The organism is Mesorhizobium sp. LjNodule214, assembly GCF_964252735.1.
Classification (GTDB): Bacteria; Pseudomonadota; Alphaproteobacteria; order Rhizobiales; family Rhizobiaceae; genus Mesorhizobium.
In genome coordinates this window covers 1,616,823-1,631,972 of record NZ_CAXUPE020000001.1, presented here as the reverse complement: position 1 = coordinate 1,631,972, position 15,150 = coordinate 1,616,823, and the positions used below count along the sequence as shown (strand labels likewise).

Genomic DNA, 15,150 nt, shown 5'->3' with positions numbered 1-15,150 from the left:
GGCGCGGCATGGGTTAGACCCGGCCGCGCCGCCGGCGCAAGAAAAAATTGGCTTTTCGGTGCGACACTGCCCGCGAACGGCTGCAATCGCCGACAGGCAAACTGATCGAGACTGACGGGTGGGCATCTATCTCCCGATCGCGGAAATTTCCGTCAACGTCTTCGTACTGCTGGCCATGGGGGCGGCGGTTGGCTTCCTGTCGGGCATGTTCGGGGTTGGCGGCGGCTTTCTCATCACGCCGCTGCTGATCTTCTACAACATTCCGCCGGCGATCGCGGTCGCCACCGGCGCCAACCAGGTCATCGCCTCCTCCTTCTCCGGCGCGCTGTCGCACATGAAGCGCGGCACGCTCGACTTCAAGCTCGGCGGGGTGCTGCTTGCCGGCGGCATTGTCGGCTCGACCGGCGGCATCTTCGTCTTTGCGCTTTTGCGCCGGCTAGGTCAGCTCGACCTGTTCATCTCGCTGCTCTACGTCGTGCTGCTCGGCACGGTCGGCGGCCTCATGCTGGTCGAAAGCGTCAACGCGCTGCGCGCCACCCGCAGCGGCGCCGCTCCGGTGCTGAAGAAATCCGGCCAGCACAACTGGATCCACCGGCTGCCGCTGAAGATGCGCTTTCGCGCCTCAAAACTGTTCGTCAGCGTCATCCCGGTGCTGGGCCTCGGCGCCGGCATCGGCTTCCTGTCGTCGATCATGGGCGTCGGCGGCGGCTTCATCATGGTGCCGGCGCTGATCTACCTCCTGAAAGTGCCGACCAACGTCGTCATCGGCACCTCGCTGTTCCAGATCATCTTCACCTCGGCCTACACCACGCTGGTCCACGCCACCACCAACCAGACGGTCGACGTCATGCTCGCCTTCCTGCTGATGGCGGGCGGCGTCGCCGGCGCGCAATATGGCGCCAAGGCCGGCCAGAAGCTGCGCGGCGAGCAGCTGAGGGCGCTGCTGGCAATGCTGGTACTGGCGGTCGCCATCCGGCTTGCCGTCGATCTCTTCGTCACGCCGCCCAATCTCTATTCGCTGTCCGCCTCGGGCTTGAACTGATGGCGGGCCTGAAAGCGTTCGCAGCCGCTGCTTTCCTGTCGCTCGCCGCAGCCATATTGCCTGCAAGAGCGCAGACGCTGCCGACCGAAAGCATCCAGATCGGGCTGTCGACCGACGCCGTTTCGATCACGGCAGGGTTTTCGGGGGCCGACCTGACCATCTTCGGTTCGCTGGAAAACGCCGATCCGCTCGTCGCGCGCCAGGGACGCTACGACGTGATCGTCGTGCTCGAAGGCCCGCCACGGCCGGTGGTCGTGCGGCGCAAGGACAGGGTGCTCGGCGTCTGGATCAATCTGGAGTCGGAGACGTTCGAGAACGTGCCGGTGTCCTATTCGGTGGCAACCACGCGCCCGCTGCAGGACGTCACCGATCCGAACAGCTACAAGCAGCTCTCGCTCGGCGCTTCCAATCTCTACATGAAGCCAGCCGACGTGACCGACAGCCCGGCGACGATCGAAGAGTTCACCGCCGCGCTGAGGGACCGCAAGACCGCAACCGGCCTCTACAGCGAGAACGTCGGCGGCGTGCAGTTCCTGTCGCAGAACCTGTTTCGCGCCACCGTCAGGCTGGCGCCCAATGTCCCGGTCGGCACCCACAAGGCCCGCGCCTTCCTGTTCAAGAGCGGCATGTTCATCAAGGAAAGCTCGGCCCAGCTCGAAATCCGCAAATCCGGTTTCGAACAGTCGATCTTCCGCGTCGCGCACGACTATTCCTTTCTTTACGGCGTCTTCGCTGTATCGCTCGCCATGCTCACCGGCTGGCTTGGAAGGCTGATCTTCCGCAAAGACTAGATTTCCTCGCGAAAGCCTGTTCCCCTTTGCGGGCTCATGCGCTAGACCGCCGCCTCCCGGCGCAACAAGCGCACATCACAATCCGGTTCGGCAGAAAGGTCCGGTCACCCGGACATTGGCGCAGCAGACAAGGCGCCACCCCGCTGCCCCAGAAAAACGACAGGAAACTGCGATGCGACCAGCATTCGGCGGTATCGATTTCGGCACGTCCAATTCCACCGTCGGCGTGATCCGCGACGGACAGCCGCGGCTGGTGGCGCTGGAGGACGGCCAGGTGACGCTGCCAAGTGCTGTGTTCTTCAACTTCGACGACAACCACACCTATTTCGGGCGCCGGGCCATCGCCGACTATACCGACAGCATCGAAGGCCGCCTGATGCGTTCGCTTAAGAGCGTGCTCGGCAGTTCGCTGGTGCATGAGAAGACGCGCATCAAGGCGCGCTCGATCGGCTTCATGGAGATCGTCGGGCAATTCGTCGGCCATTTGAAGAAGAGGCTGGAGGAAGACGCCCAGGCGCCCGTCGAAAACGTGGTGCTTGGGCGTCCGGTGCAGTTCGTCGACGACGACGCGGAAGCCGATGCCAAGGCTGAAGGCGAGCTCGAGAACGCAGCGTGCATCCAGGGCTTCAAGCACATTGCCTTCCAGTTCGAGCCGATCGCCGCGGCGCTCGACTACGAACAGAAGGTCACTCGGGAAGAACTGGCGCTGATCGTCGACATGGGCGGCGGCACGTCTGACTTTTCGATCGTGCGCGTCTCGCCCGAGCGCGCCCGTTCAACCGACCGCAAGGACGACATCCTGGCCAACCGGGGCATCCATATCGGCGGCACCGATTTCGACCGGCTGCTGAGCATCGCCCATGTGATGCCGCAGCTCGGCTATCTGACGCCGACCAAGGACGGCAAGCGCAATCTGCCGGCCAGCTATTTCATCGACCTGGCGACATGGCAGCGCATCAACCTCGTCTACACCGCAAGGGCGATGACGCATCTGAGACAGATCCGCTTCGAGGCCGAACGCCCCGACCTGGTCGACCGCTTCATCCATATCGTGGAACATCGTTACGGACATGCGCTGGCAGGTCTGGTCGAAAAGGCCAAGATCGCGCTGACGGACCAGCCTTCGGCCGGCGTGCAGGTCCCGCTTCCCAGCGCGCGCTTCGCCGCCGAGATCACGCGGGCTGGCCTCGAAGCGACGATTGCCGGCGACATCGAGCGGGTGACCGCGACGGTCGGCCAGACCATCAGCGACGCTGGTGTAAGGGCTTCTGACATCACCGCCGTGTTCCTGACCGGCGGATCGACGGCAATCCCGCTTGCGAGGCGGCAGATCCTGGAACTGGTGCCGCAGGCCTCCGTCATCGAGGGCGACATGTTCGGCTCGGTCGGGCTCGGGTTAGCATTGGACGCCCAGCGGAAGTTCGGCTGATACAGCTAGGCTGACGCCATCGCCTTCTCGCTCAGATGCGCCTTCAATGCCATCTGGGCGAGGCTAGCCTGCCGGTCGCGGTGGGCGATGATGGCGAAGTCGCGCTTCGGCAGGTCGATCGGCACCGAGCGCAGGCTGCCTTCGGCAATCGCGCCGGCGACGACGAGCTCGGAAATGATGGTGGCGCCTGCGCCGGCTTCGACCGCCTGGCGGATTGCCTCGTTGCTCGGCAGCACCAGGAATATCTGCAGCTCGGCGAGTGAAATCCCCTCGCGGCGCGCCAGATCCTCCAGCACCTCGCGCGTGCCGGAACCGCCCTCGCGGATGATCCAGCGCAGCCCCCTGATGTCGGGGCGGCCCGGCACGATTTCGGCGATCTCCGGATGCGAGGTGGCGACGACCAGCATCAGCCTGTCGATGTCGACCTTGGCGCGTCGCAAGATGTCGGATTCTGTGCGCCCCTCGACCAGGCCGAAATCCGCCGTGCCGTCCAGAACATGGGTCTCGACCTGCCTGGTGTTGCCAATGGTGACGCTCAGCCTGACGGCGGGGTACGCCTCGTGAAAGGAGGCCAGCCGGCGCGGCAGCCAATAGCTGGCGATGGTCTGGCTGGCGGCGATCGAAAGCGAGCCGGTGACGGTCTGCGAGACATCTTCGAGCACGTTGCTTGCGGCGGCCGCCCGTTCGAGGACGGCCTTGGCCTCGGGCAGAAACCGGCGACCGGTCTGCGCCAGCTCGATGTTGCGGCCGACCCGGTTGAAGAGCTGGACGCCATGCTGCTGTTCGAGTGCGCGAATGGCGGCCGATGCCGCCGACTGGGAGATGCCCAAAAGCTCTGCTGCCTTGGTCATGTGGCCGCGCTCGGCGACGGCGACGAAGATGCGCAACTGGTCCAGGGTCATAGTCAATTAAGAAGCAAATTCGATCGGAATTACAAGAGCTGCTTGTTAGACAGATCAATTGCTTTGTTCTAAGTTTTTGCGGAAAGTTGGAAAAAATTGGCGGCACCGCCGCAAAGGCTGGGAAATTGATCGGGCGCTTCAAATCGCTGTTCGCGCACTGGACCCGCCGGGTAAGGCGGCAGTTCGCCGGCGAGCGCTACCACCCTGAACAGCATTACATGCGCGGCCCCGGACCGAAGACGAAAGCCAAGACGGCGAGCGGCAAGGGCGTTCGCGGATCATGAGCCACGGAGCGCCGCGCGGCGCCAATTCAGCACCGTCGCAACGGCCGTTGGCCGACACGCGCGCGCCCGACGAGGGCGACGGCGTCGACACTTCGCCAAGCGTCTCCGACCGCATCGCCAAGACCACTTGCTACATGTGCGCCTGCCGCTGCGGCATCGATGTGCACATCAAGGACGGCAAGGTCCGCTACATCAACGGCAACAAGGACCATCCGGTCAATCGCGGCGTGATCTGCGGCAAGGGCAGCTCCGGCATCATGCAGCACTACAGCCCGGCGCGGCTGAAGAAGCCGCTGCTGCGCACCGGCCCGCGCGGCTCGGGCGAATTCCGCGAGATCGAATGGGAGGAAGCCTTCTCGATCGCGACGGAGCGGCTTTCGGCGATCCGCCGGACCGATCCAAAGAAGCTTGCCTTCTTCACCGGACGCGACCAGTCGCAATCGCTGACCGGCTGGTGGGCGAGCCAGTTCGGCACGCCGAATTTCGCCGCCCATGGCGGCTTCTGCTCGGTCAACATGGCGGCCGGCGGTCTCTACACGATCGGCGGCTCGTTCTGGGAATTCGGCGAGCCCGACTGGGACAACACCAAATACTTCATGCTGTTCGGCGTCGCCGAGGACCATGATTCCAACCCGATCAAGATCGGCCTGGGCAAGCTCAAGGCGCGCGGCGCCAAGGTGGTCTCGATCAATCCCTGCCGGACCGGCTACAATGCCATTGCCGACGACTGGGTCGGCATCCGGCCCGGCACCGACGGCCTGTTCGTGTTCGCCCTCATCCACGAGTTGCTGAGGGCCGGCCGCGTCGATCTCGATTATCTGCTGCGCTACACCAACGCGCATGTGCTTGTCGTGCAGGAGCCCGGTGCCGCCGATGACGGGCTGTTCGTGCGCGATGGCGCCGGCAATCCGCTGGCCTGGGACAGGGTGGCCAGGACGCCCATCGGCGCAGCCGACCCGGATGCGAAACCGGCGCTGACCGGCAGCTTCACCATCAACGGCCGTCGCTGCGTGCCGGTGTTCCAACTCGTCGCCGATCGCTATCTCGACGAAAACTATTCGCCCGATGCAGTCGCCGAACGCTGCGGCATCCCGGCCGACACGATCCGCCGGATCGCCGCCGAACTGGCTCACGTCGCTTTCGAGCAGACTATCGAACTGCCGGTGGCCTGGACCGATTGGGCCGGCCGCCGCCATGAGACGATCAAAGGGCGGCCGGTGTCGATGCATGCCATGCGTGGCATCTCGGCCCATTCCAACGGCTTTCACAGCTGCCGCGCCATTCATCTGCTGCAAGTGCTGCTGGGCACGGTGGACGTGCCGGGTGGCTTCCGCTTCAAGCCGCCCTATCCCCGCCCGGCACCGCCGGGGCCGAAGCCGGCGGGCAAGAATGTGCAGCCGATGACGCCGCTCGAAGGCATGCCGCTCGGCTTCGTCTGCGGGCCGGACGATCTCTTGGTCGATGAGACCGGCACACCCATACGCATCGACAAGGCCTATTCCTGGGACGCCCCTTTGGCCGCACACGGCCTGATGCACACCGTCATCCGCAACGCCTGGGCGGGCGATCCCTACCGGATCGACACGCTGTTGATGTACATGTCGAACATGGCTTGGAATTCCTCGATGAACACCGTCGAGACCATCGCCATGCTGACCGACCAGGATGCGTCGGGCGAGCACAAGATCCCCTTCATCATCTATTCCGACGCCTATTATTCCGAGACGGTGCCGTTCGCCGATCTGGTGCTGCCCGATACGACCTATCTCGAAAGGCACGACTGCATCAGCCTTCTCGACCGGCCGATCAGCCACGCCGACGGGCCCGGCGACGCGATCCGCCATCCTGTCGTCGAGCCGGACCGCGACGTCAGGCCGTTCCAGTCGGTGCTGATCGAACTCGGTGCGCGGCTCGGCCTGCCCGGCTTCATTAACGACGACGGCTCGGCCAAATACCGCGACTATGCCGACTACATCGTCAATCACGAACGCACGCCCGGCATCGGGCCGCTGGCCGGCTGGCGCGGCAAGGACGGGACGGCGATCGGCAGCGGCGCGGTCAATCCCGACCAGTTGCAGCGCTACATCGACAATGGCGGCTTCTGGCACCACGATTTTTCCGCCGACCAGCGCTACTACAAGATGGCCAACCGCTCCTATCTCGACTTCGCGGTTGAGATGGGCTTCATCCCGAAGGCCGAGCGAACCGTCTTCCAGCTCTATTCCGAGCCGATGCAACGTTTCCGACTTGCTGCACGCGGCCATGGAAGGGTGCAGCCACCGGAAGCCGAGCGGAATCGCATCGAGACCTATATGGACCCGCTGCCGTTCTGGTACGCGCCGTTCGAGGAAGCAGCCGTCGACCTGCAAAAATATCCGCTGCATGCGCTGACGCAGCGACCGATGCACATGTACCATTCCTGGGGTTCGCAGAACGCCTGGCTCAGGCAGATCACCAGCCAGAACCGGCTGTTCTTGCACCAACAGACCGCAGCCGGCCTCGGGCTTGCCGATGACGACTGGGTGTGGATCGAGAGCATCAACGGCCGTGTGAAGGGACAGATCAAGCTGGTCGACGGCGTCAACGCGGATACTGTCTGGACCTGGAACGCCATCGGCAAGCGGCGCGGCAGTTGGGGGCTGAAGGACGACGCCGCCGAGAGCAATCGCGGCTTCCTGCTCAACCATATCATCGGCGACCAGACCTCCGCCGATGCGAACGGCAAGCGCTATTCGAATTCGGACCCGGTCACGGGACAGGCGGCCTGGTTCGACCTCAGGGTGCGCATTGTCAAATGCGCGCCGGACGAAGCCGGTTTCACCGAACCGCAGTTCGAACGCTTCCGGCAGCCGCCGCGTTTCGAACCTGCACCCGACACACTCCGCTTCGGCGCCGAATTCCGCATGAACAGGGAAGTCGCCGAATGACCTGCCTTCCCGCCCACACCGACAAAAGGCTCGGCCTGGTCATCGACCTCGACACCTGCGTCGGTTGCCAGGCCTGCGTTACCGCTTGCAAGGAGTGGAACACCGGCGGCCACATGGCGCCGCTGACCGACATCGACCCCTATGGCGGCAATGTCGACGGCGTCTGGTTCAACCGCGTCCACAGTTACGAGCACACGACCGAGATGGGCGGCCGCACGGTGAATTTCCCGCGCTCCTGCCTGCATTGCGAGACGCCGGCCTGCGTTACCGTCTGCCCGACAGGGGCGTCCTACAAACGAGCCTCCGACGGCATCGTGCTGGTAGACGAGGACAAGTGCATCGGCTGCAAATTGTGCAGCTGGGCCTGCCCCTATGGCGCGCGCGAATTTGACACCGATGTCGGCGTGATGAAGAAGTGCACGCTGTGCGTCGACCGTATCTACAACGACAATCTGGCCGAGGAAGACCGCGTCCCGGCCTGTGTCGCTGCCTGCCCGACCAGCGCCCGGCATTTTGGCGATCTCGGCGATCCCGCCTCGGCGGTCTCGCAGCTGGTGGCGGAGCGCGGCGGCGTCGACCTGATGCCTGAGATGGGCTACAGCCCGACCAACAAATACCTGCCGCCGCGCGCCCATACCCAGCGCGCCGCATCGGTGCCGGCACCCGCGCTGGAGCCGGTATGGGCCGAAGGCGGCTTTCTCGGCTGGGTCGACCGCATGCTTTCGAACTGACCCGATGCATCCAGCCTTTTCCGTCGTCTTCTTCACCACCGCCACCGGTGCCGGCTACGGCCTGCTTGCGCTGCTTGGCGTGCTCGGCGGATGGGGGTTGATCCCACCTGATTTCTGGCTCGGGCTCATCGGCATGGGGCTGGCGCTCGGCCTGATCGCCGCCGGCCTGCTGTCGTCGACCGGCCATCTCGGCCGGCCTGAACGCGCCTGGCGCGCCTTCTCGCAATGGCGCAGTTCCTGGCTGTCGCGCGAAGGCGTGGCGTCGGTCCTGACCTTCATTCCGGCGGGGCTGTTCGGCATCGGCTGGGTGTTTTTCGGCCGCGCTGGTGGCTGGGTGGCCATTGCCGGATTGCTGGCGGCCGTCGGCGCGATCGTCACCGTCTGCACCACAGGCATGATCTATGCCTCGCTGAAGCCGATCGCCCAGTGGCACAGCCGTTACACGCTGCTGGCCTACCTCATCTTCTCGGCGATGACCGGCAGCACGCTCCTGAACGCCCTGTTGCAAAGCTTCGGCGTTGGTATGAGAACCGTGCTGGTAGCATCGTTGCTTGTCACATTGCTCGGCTCGGGCTGGAAGCTGGCGACCTGGCGCTACAATGACAGGCAGGAAATCCCGACCAACGCCAACACCGCAACTGGACTTGCCGGCGGCACAGTGCGGTCGCTGGAATGGCCGCACACCGAGGAAAACTATCTGCTCAAGGAAATGGGTTTTCGCATCGCGCGCAAGCACGGCGCAAAGCTGCGGCTGATCACACAGGTTTTGGCCTTCGCCTTGCCCACCTTGCTTTTGCTCGCGGCGTTCTTTCTGCCCTGGCCGTTGGCGGCGATCGCATCGGGGCTCGCAGCCGTCGTCCAGTTCGCCGGCATGCTGGTCGAGCGCTGGCTGTTCTTCGCTGAAGCGAAGCACACGGTCACGCTCTACTACGGTAGATAGTGGCGTTTCAGCCGGGTCTCAGCATCGAGCCGGAAATGGCAAAGATGCGTTCGGCGCCAAGCATATAGGCCATCAGCGTCTCGCGGCGGAACAGGCCGGCATAGGCGCGGTCGAGCACGTTGAGCGAGCCGGTATAGGCACCGAAGGCCGGCATGATCATGCGGCCGCCGTCAGCGGCAAAGCAGCGCCGCCGCACCGAGCGGCCGCGCTGGACGATGCGGGCGCAGGGATGCAGATGTCCCGCGATCTCGCCTTCGACGCGCACCTTCGATGGCTCGTGCCGGAACAGCAGCGAGCCGATGGCGAGTTCGCGCACGGTGTCGCCGGGCAGATCGGCGGGCGCTTCCGGATCATGGTTGCCGGCGACCCAGAACCAGTCGCGGCCAGCCATCAGCGCTTCCAGCCGCTCGCGAAAGCTCGAATGCATGCGCTCGGCGCCGCCGCCATCGTGGAAACTATCGCCGAGGCTGATGACGATCGCCGGCTGATAGTCGGCGATCACGGCCTGTAGCCGCAGCAACGTGGCGCCTGTGTCGTAAGGCGGGATCAGCGCGCCGCGCCGGGCAAAGGACGAGCCTTTTTCGAGATGCAGGTCGGACACCGCCAGCAGCCGAAGCTCGGGAAAATAGAGCACACCACGCGGATCGCAGACCGCACGCTCACCGGCGATGCCGACCAGATCGGCCTCTGCCATCAGCGATGTGCGCGCCAGCGAGAAATTCATGCCCCCATCACTCTCAGTTCGTCATCCTCGGCCCATGGCCTCCTCGACCAGATCGGCCGCTTCCATCAGCAGCGTCTCGTTGGCGCCACCATTGACCGGTTCCTTGCCGATCTCCAGCATCACCGGTATCGCCAGCGGCGAAATCTGATCGAGATGCTTATGCACGATGCGCCCGCGCACGCGCGAGAGCATCTCGGCAAGTCTGCTGACATCGAGCAGGCCAGCAGAGGCGTCGGTGCGCGTCGCCTGCAGCAGGATATGGTCCGGCTCGTGGCTGCGCAGCACGTCGTAGATCAGGTCGGCCGACACCGTCACCTGGCGGCCGCTCTTCTCCTGGCCAGGATAGCGCTTCTCGATCAGTCCGGCGATGACCGCGCAGGTGCGGAAGGTGCGCTTCAGCATCCAGCTGTCGTTCAGCCAGGCTTCGAGGTCGTCGCCCAGCATGTCCTCGTCGAACAGCGCCCCCAGCGACGGCTTTCTTGCCTTGAACAGCGCCGCCATGTCGTCCAGCGCCCAGACGGCCAGCGAATAGTCTGTCGCAACGAAACCGAGCGGCCTCGCACCCGCCCGCTCCAGGCGCCGGGTCAAAAGCATGCCGAGCGTCTGGTGCGCCAGCCGCCCTTCGAACGGATAGGCGACCATGTAGTGGCGGTTGCCACGCGGAAAGGTCTCGACCAGCAGGTCGCCGCGCTTCGGCAGCACCGACTTTTCCGTTTGCAGCCGGAGCCAATCGGCCACCTGCTCGGGCAGGGCCTGCCAGCGATCGGAATCGGCCAGCATGCCGCGCACCTGTTCGGCGAGATAGGTCGACAGCGGGAATTTACCGCCTGCATACGATGGCACGATGATGTTGGCTCCGGCGCCGCTGGAGACGACGCACTCGTTTTCGCGGATGCCTTCGAAGCGCAGCACCTTGCCAGCGAACAGGAAATTGTCTCCTGGGCGCAGCGTCTCGGCAAAATACTCCTCGATCTTGCCGAGCACCGGCCCGCCGCGCCCGGCCATGCCGCGCCCTTGCCTGACATAGCGGACGTTGAGCTCCGGCATCTCGACGATGGTGCCGACATTCAGCCGGTATTGCTGGGCGACGCGCGGATGCGAGACGCGCCACAGCCCGTCGACCGTCTTGCGGATGCGGGCGTAGCGCTCATAGTTCTTCAGCGCATAGCCGCCGGTGGCGACGAAGTCGACGACCCGGTCGAAGGTCTCACGCTCCAGCGCGGCATAGGGCGCTGCACTGCGCACCTCCTCGAACAGCAGATCGGCATCGAAAGGCGCGCCGCAGGCGACACCCAGCACATGCTGCGACAGCACGTCGAGCGCGCCCTTGATCAGTGGCGGCGTGTCCTGCGCGCCGAGATAGTTGGCGTCGAGGGCGGCGCGGCATTCCAGCACCTCGAAGCGGTTGGCCGGGATCAGGATCGCCTTGGACGGCTCATCCATCCGGTGATTGGCGCGACCGATGCGCTGCGCCAGCCGGCTGGCGCCCTTCGGTGCGCCGACATGGACGACCAGGTCGACATCGCCCCAGTCGATGCCGAGATCGAGCGTCGAGGTGGCGACGATGGCGCGCAGCGCGTTCTCGCCCATCGCCTTCTCGACGCGCCGGCGTTGACCGACGTCGAGCGAGCCATGATGGAGCGCGATCGGCAGCGAATCCTCGTTCGCCCGCCACAGCTCCTGGAACAGCAGCTCGGCCTGGCTGCGGGTGTTGACGAACAAAAGCGTCGTGCGGTGCTTTTTGATCGCCTCGTAGATCTCGGGAATGGCATAGCGGGCCGAATGGCCGGACCACGGCACGCGTTCTTGTGAATCGAGAATGGAGATGTCGGGCTTGGCGCCGCCAGCGACGGTGATCAGCCCGGCCATGGCGCCGGGTGGGTTCTGCGCGACCAGCCAGCGCCGCAATTCGTCGGGCTCCGCCACGGTGGCGGAAAGCCCGATCGTCTGCAGACCAGGCACATAGTTGCGCAGCCGCGCCAGCCCGAGCGCGAGGAGATGGCCGCGCTTCGACGTCACCAGCGAATGCAGCTCGTCGAGCACGACATAACGCAGATCCTCGAAGAAGCGCCTGGCGTCGGACGCGGCAATCAACAGCGCCAGTTGTTCGGGCGTCGTCAGCAGGATGTCGGGCGGCACCAGCTTCTGCCGCTGACGCTTGTGCGAAGGCGTGTCGCCTGTGCGCGTCTCGATGGTGACGGGCAGCCCGATCTCTTCCACCGGCTTGCCGAGATTGCGCTCGATGTCGACGGCCAACGCCTTCAGCGGCGAGATGTAAAGCGTGTGGATGCCGCGATGCGCCTGGCCCGGTTTTCGTCTGGGACGATCGGCGAGTTCCGTCAGGGACGGCATGAAGCCGGCCAGCGTCTTGCCGGCGCCGGTTGGGGCGATCAACAACACCGACTGCCCGGTTTGTGCCCTCGCCAGCAACTCGATCTGGTGGGCACGCGGCGACCAGCCTTTTTGCGCGAACCATCTGACGAATGGCTCGGGCAGGACGACTGCGGCATTCCGGTCAGCGAGGCGCGGCTGTTGTGTCACGCGCCAGAGGTAGCGCGGCCGCGCGTGATCGCCAAGCAAAATCGGAACAAAAGGTGATCGACGACGCTGCTAAGGCCGCCGGAGGCCTGTCGGGCCACCGTAGAGATAACCGATGCGGGCGATGGCGTCCTTCAGCCCTTCGCGCGAGACCAGCATGGTGTGGCCATTGGCGTGGATCATGGTGTCGGCGTCGGTCATGATGGCGACATGGCCCTTCCAGAATACGAGGTCGCCACGACGCAACCCGCTGAAATCCGGGCCGGGTTCGAGCGGCTCGCCAATGGTCGCCGCCTGCATGTCGGAATCGCGCAGCACGTCCTGGCCCGCCATGCGCATCGCCAGTTGCACCAGGCCCGAACAGTCGATGCCGAAGCCGGAGGCACCGCCCCAGAGATAGGGTGTGCCGAGAAAGGTCTCTGCGACCGATACATAGTCTGCGGTGGTGTCCGCGATCGGCCTGAGATGACCAGCAATGACCGCCTGACCGGAGGGCAGCAGCGCATAGTGCGTGCCGCGGGTTTCAGCGGTACCCGTCACCGTCACCGCCGAGCCCATCGACAGCTGCCCGCTGATCGGAAAGCGCAGGTCGGGACCGGGATAGAGGAAGGTGCGCGGCACCGAGACGAGATGGGTCGGCGCATGATCGCGTCCGCCCAGCATGGTATCGGCGACGTAACCGACATAGCCGTCGCGCTCCACCTGGATCCAGGCCCAGCCGTCCGTATTTTCGAAGACGAGGACATCGTCGCCGAACAGGGCTTGCGTGTTGACGCCGGCATCGGGGCGAGGCGCCTTGCGGATATCGGCCACGGAAACCGCAATTCGCGCCGGGCGCCCGGCGACGAAACGATCGGCGGAGACTTCGCCCTTCAGCCGTGCATCGGCGAGGTCGGCGCGAAAGGCGTGAAGGCGGGCATCCCTGGCGGTCAAATCGGCAACTCGTTTTAATCGGTAAGTTGGGCAAATCGACAATTGGTCAGATGGGCAGTTCATGAGCCCGGGCAACGATACCATCGCCGAGGCGCTCGACAAAGAGCGCGCCTTCCACAGTGCGCCTGATCAGCACATTGCGCTTGTCGAGTTCGTCGCGATGGCGCGACACCAGCTTCAGAGAGCCCATCGTATCGAGCGCGCGGGTGATGACCGGCTTGGTGACGTTGAGCCTTGCGGCCAGCCCGCGTACCGTGTGCGGCGGCGGGTCGAGATAGATGGTGAACAGGATCGCCGTCTGGCGCATGGTGAGATCGGGCGCGCCGTCGCGCACCTGCGACAGCATCACCTGCTGCCACAATCGCATGGCCTGGCTCGGGCGCATCGAGATCGACATCGCGCCAGCATGACGGCAAATTGTTTCGGTTCCGTTTCAGTCACGACATCTCGCTAGCATCAGCCGTAACGTGTCGAGATGATCCGCTCCAGCGCGCGAATGCCTTGCGCCTCGCCGCCGGCGACGCCGTGCGGGCGATCGGACGGGTTCCAGGCGAAGATGTCGAAATGTGCCCAAGCCGCGGTCTTCTCGACGAAGCGCTTGAGGAAAAGTGCCGCGGTAATCGAGCCGGCGAAGCCATCCGTGGTGACGTTGTTGATGTCTGCGATTTTCGACGACAGTTTTGCGTCATAGGGCCGCCACAGCGGCATCCGCCACAACGGATCCTCGACCGCGACGGAAGCTGCCGTCAGATCGTCCGCCAGCGCTTCGTCGCCAGTATAGAAGGGCGGCAGGTCGGGACCAAGCGCGACGCGGGCCGCTCCGGTGAGCGTCGCCATGTCGACCAGCAGTTCAGGCTGTTCATCATCGGCCAGCGCCAAGGCATCGGCCAACACCAGCCGCCCCTCGGCGTCGGTGTTGCCGATCTCGACGGTGATGCCCTTGCGGCTCGTCAGCACATCGCCCGGCCGGAACGCGTTTCCGGCAATCGAATTCTCGACCGCGGGGACGAGCACGCGCAGCCGCACGTAAAGTCCAGCGGCCATGATCATAGAAGCGAGGCCCAGCACATTGGCGGCACCGCCCATGTCCTTCTTCATCAGCAGCATGCCCGACGATGGCTTGATGTCGAGACCACCCGTATCGAAGCAAACGCCCTTGCCGACCAGCGTCACCTTCGGCGCATCCTCCGGTCCCCATCTCATGTCGATCAGGCGCGGCGCATCGGATGATGCGCGGCCCACGGCATGGATCATGGGGAAGTTCTGAGTGAGCAGGTCGTCGCCCCTCATCACCGACACCTCGGCCTTGTGCGCCGCGGCCAGCATCCGAACCGCCACCTCCAAATGGTCAGGCCCCATGTCGCTGGTCGGCGTGTTGACCAGGTCACGCGTCAGGAAAACGCCGTCGACGATGCGGCCGACATGCGCCGCATCGGCGCCGGATGGCAAGGTGAAGCGCAGCGCCTTGCCGGGTTTCTTGCCGTAGCGGGTAAAGACATAGCCGCCGAGCGCCAGTGCTATGGCGGCGAGTTCGGGCTCCGCGGGGTCGGAGGCAAAATACCAGTCGCCTTCCGGCAAGGCCCGTGCCAAGGCACCAACGGCAAGCGTGCCCTCTCCGTCGCCGGTGCCGAACAACGCACCGGCAAGCGCGCCGTTCTCGCCGGGAACGACAAGCGTCCTGCCGGCCTCACCGGAGAAACCGTTGGCCTTGGCCCAAGCGATCGACGACGGCGCGAGACCGGCTGCCTCCAGATCGCCCTTTGCCACCAGATGAACCGGCAAGGCGGTCTGCAGCGTGCGTTCGACAAGTTCGACAGGCATACGATGATCTCCGGCCGATCGCATTGCGAGTCGGCGTTTCTTAACGGTCCGTTAGGGTTAACAGAATATTTCTGCGGGAGGGAAGACG

General features: G+C 64.8%; 13 protein-coding genes. 7 read left to right on the top strand and 6 right to left on the bottom strand.

Features of this window, described 5'->3' with window-relative positions; genetic code table 11:
- Positions 1-118 precede the first annotated feature (118 nt).
- From ACSQ3Z_RS07855 to ACSQ3Z_RS07845, 3 genes are all read left to right on the top strand, one after another.
- Entirely contained in the window at positions 119-1,042 is a 924-nt protein-coding gene (locus ACSQ3Z_RS07855; protein WP_436170739.1) for a sulfite exporter TauE/SafE family protein, read from the top strand.
- Positions 1,042-1,833 (top strand): TIGR02186 family protein, encoded by a 792-nt coding sequence (locus tag ACSQ3Z_RS07850; RefSeq protein WP_436170738.1) that lies wholly within the window; start codon positions 1,042-1,044, stop codon positions 1,831-1,833. Before ACSQ3Z_RS07855 ends, ACSQ3Z_RS07850 begins: the two co-directional genes overlap by 1 nt.
- Before the next feature lie 172 nt (positions 1,834-2,005).
- Positions 2,006-3,262 (top strand): Hsp70 family protein, encoded by a 1,257-nt coding sequence (locus ACSQ3Z_RS07845; RefSeq protein WP_436170737.1) that lies wholly within the window; start codon positions 2,006-2,008, stop codon positions 3,260-3,262.
- Positions 3,263-3,267: 5 nt separating this feature from the next.
- Here ACSQ3Z_RS07845 and ACSQ3Z_RS07840 read toward each other — a convergent pair whose 3' ends face one another.
- Complete coding sequence (locus tag ACSQ3Z_RS07840) at positions 3,268-4,164, bottom strand: LysR substrate-binding domain-containing protein (RefSeq protein ID WP_436171863.1); 897 nt, start codon at positions 4,162-4,164, stop codon at positions 3,268-3,270.
- 125 nt (positions 4,165-4,289) lie between these two features.
- Between ACSQ3Z_RS07840 and ACSQ3Z_RS07835 the strand changes: the two genes are divergently transcribed.
- From ACSQ3Z_RS07835 to ACSQ3Z_RS07820, 4 genes are read left to right on the top strand one after another with little or no spacing between them, the layout of a single operon-like run.
- Positions 4,290-4,448 (top strand): hypothetical protein, encoded by a 159-nt coding sequence (locus ACSQ3Z_RS07835; RefSeq protein ID WP_436170736.1) that lies wholly within the window; start codon positions 4,290-4,292, stop codon positions 4,446-4,448.
- Positions 4,445-7,375: a molybdopterin oxidoreductase family protein gene (locus ACSQ3Z_RS07830; protein WP_436170735.1), complete on the top strand. Its 2,931-nt coding sequence runs from the start codon at positions 4,445-4,447 to the stop codon at positions 7,373-7,375. The genes ACSQ3Z_RS07835 and ACSQ3Z_RS07830 overlap by 4 nt, the downstream gene beginning before the upstream one ends.
- Entirely contained in the window at positions 7,372-8,106 is a 735-nt protein-coding gene (locus tag ACSQ3Z_RS07825; protein ID WP_436170734.1) for a 4Fe-4S dicluster domain-containing protein, read from the top strand. The genes ACSQ3Z_RS07830 and ACSQ3Z_RS07825 overlap by 4 nt, the downstream gene beginning before the upstream one ends.
- 4 nt (positions 8,107-8,110) lie before the next feature.
- On the top strand, positions 8,111-9,046 hold the full coding sequence (locus tag ACSQ3Z_RS07820; protein ID WP_436170733.1) for a dimethyl sulfoxide reductase anchor subunit family protein: 936 nt from the start codon (positions 8,111-8,113) through the stop codon (positions 9,044-9,046).
- A 7-nt stretch (positions 9,047-9,053) separates the two neighbouring features.
- Here ACSQ3Z_RS07820 and pdeM read toward each other — a convergent pair whose 3' ends face one another.
- The 5 genes from pdeM to ACSQ3Z_RS07795 all read right to left on the bottom strand — a co-directional run bounded on the left by pdeM (position 9,054) and on the right by ACSQ3Z_RS07795 (position 15,062).
- Positions 9,054-9,770 (bottom strand): ligase-associated DNA damage response endonuclease PdeM, encoded by a 717-nt coding sequence (pdeM, locus tag ACSQ3Z_RS07815; RefSeq protein ID WP_436170732.1) that lies wholly within the window; start codon positions 9,768-9,770, stop codon positions 9,054-9,056.
- Between the two features lie 21 nt (positions 9,771-9,791).
- On the bottom strand, positions 9,792-12,311 hold the full coding sequence (locus ACSQ3Z_RS07810) for a ligase-associated DNA damage response DEXH box helicase (RefSeq protein WP_436170731.1): 2,520 nt from the start codon (positions 12,309-12,311) through the stop codon (positions 9,792-9,794).
- Between the two features lie 69 nt (positions 12,312-12,380).
- Positions 12,381-13,241: an NlpC/P60 family protein gene (locus tag ACSQ3Z_RS07805; RefSeq protein WP_436170730.1), complete on the bottom strand. Its 861-nt coding sequence runs from the start codon at positions 13,239-13,241 to the stop codon at positions 12,381-12,383.
- A gap of 46 nt (positions 13,242-13,287) precedes the next feature.
- Positions 13,288-13,638: a MarR family winged helix-turn-helix transcriptional regulator gene (locus ACSQ3Z_RS07800; RefSeq protein ID WP_436170729.1), complete on the bottom strand. Its 351-nt coding sequence runs from the start codon at positions 13,636-13,638 to the stop codon at positions 13,288-13,290.
- A gap of 59 nt (positions 13,639-13,697) precedes the next feature.
- Positions 13,698-15,062: a leucyl aminopeptidase family protein gene (locus tag ACSQ3Z_RS07795; protein ID WP_436170728.1), complete on the bottom strand. Its 1,365-nt coding sequence runs from the start codon at positions 15,060-15,062 to the stop codon at positions 13,698-13,700.
- Positions 15,063-15,150: the final 88 nt, after the last annotated feature.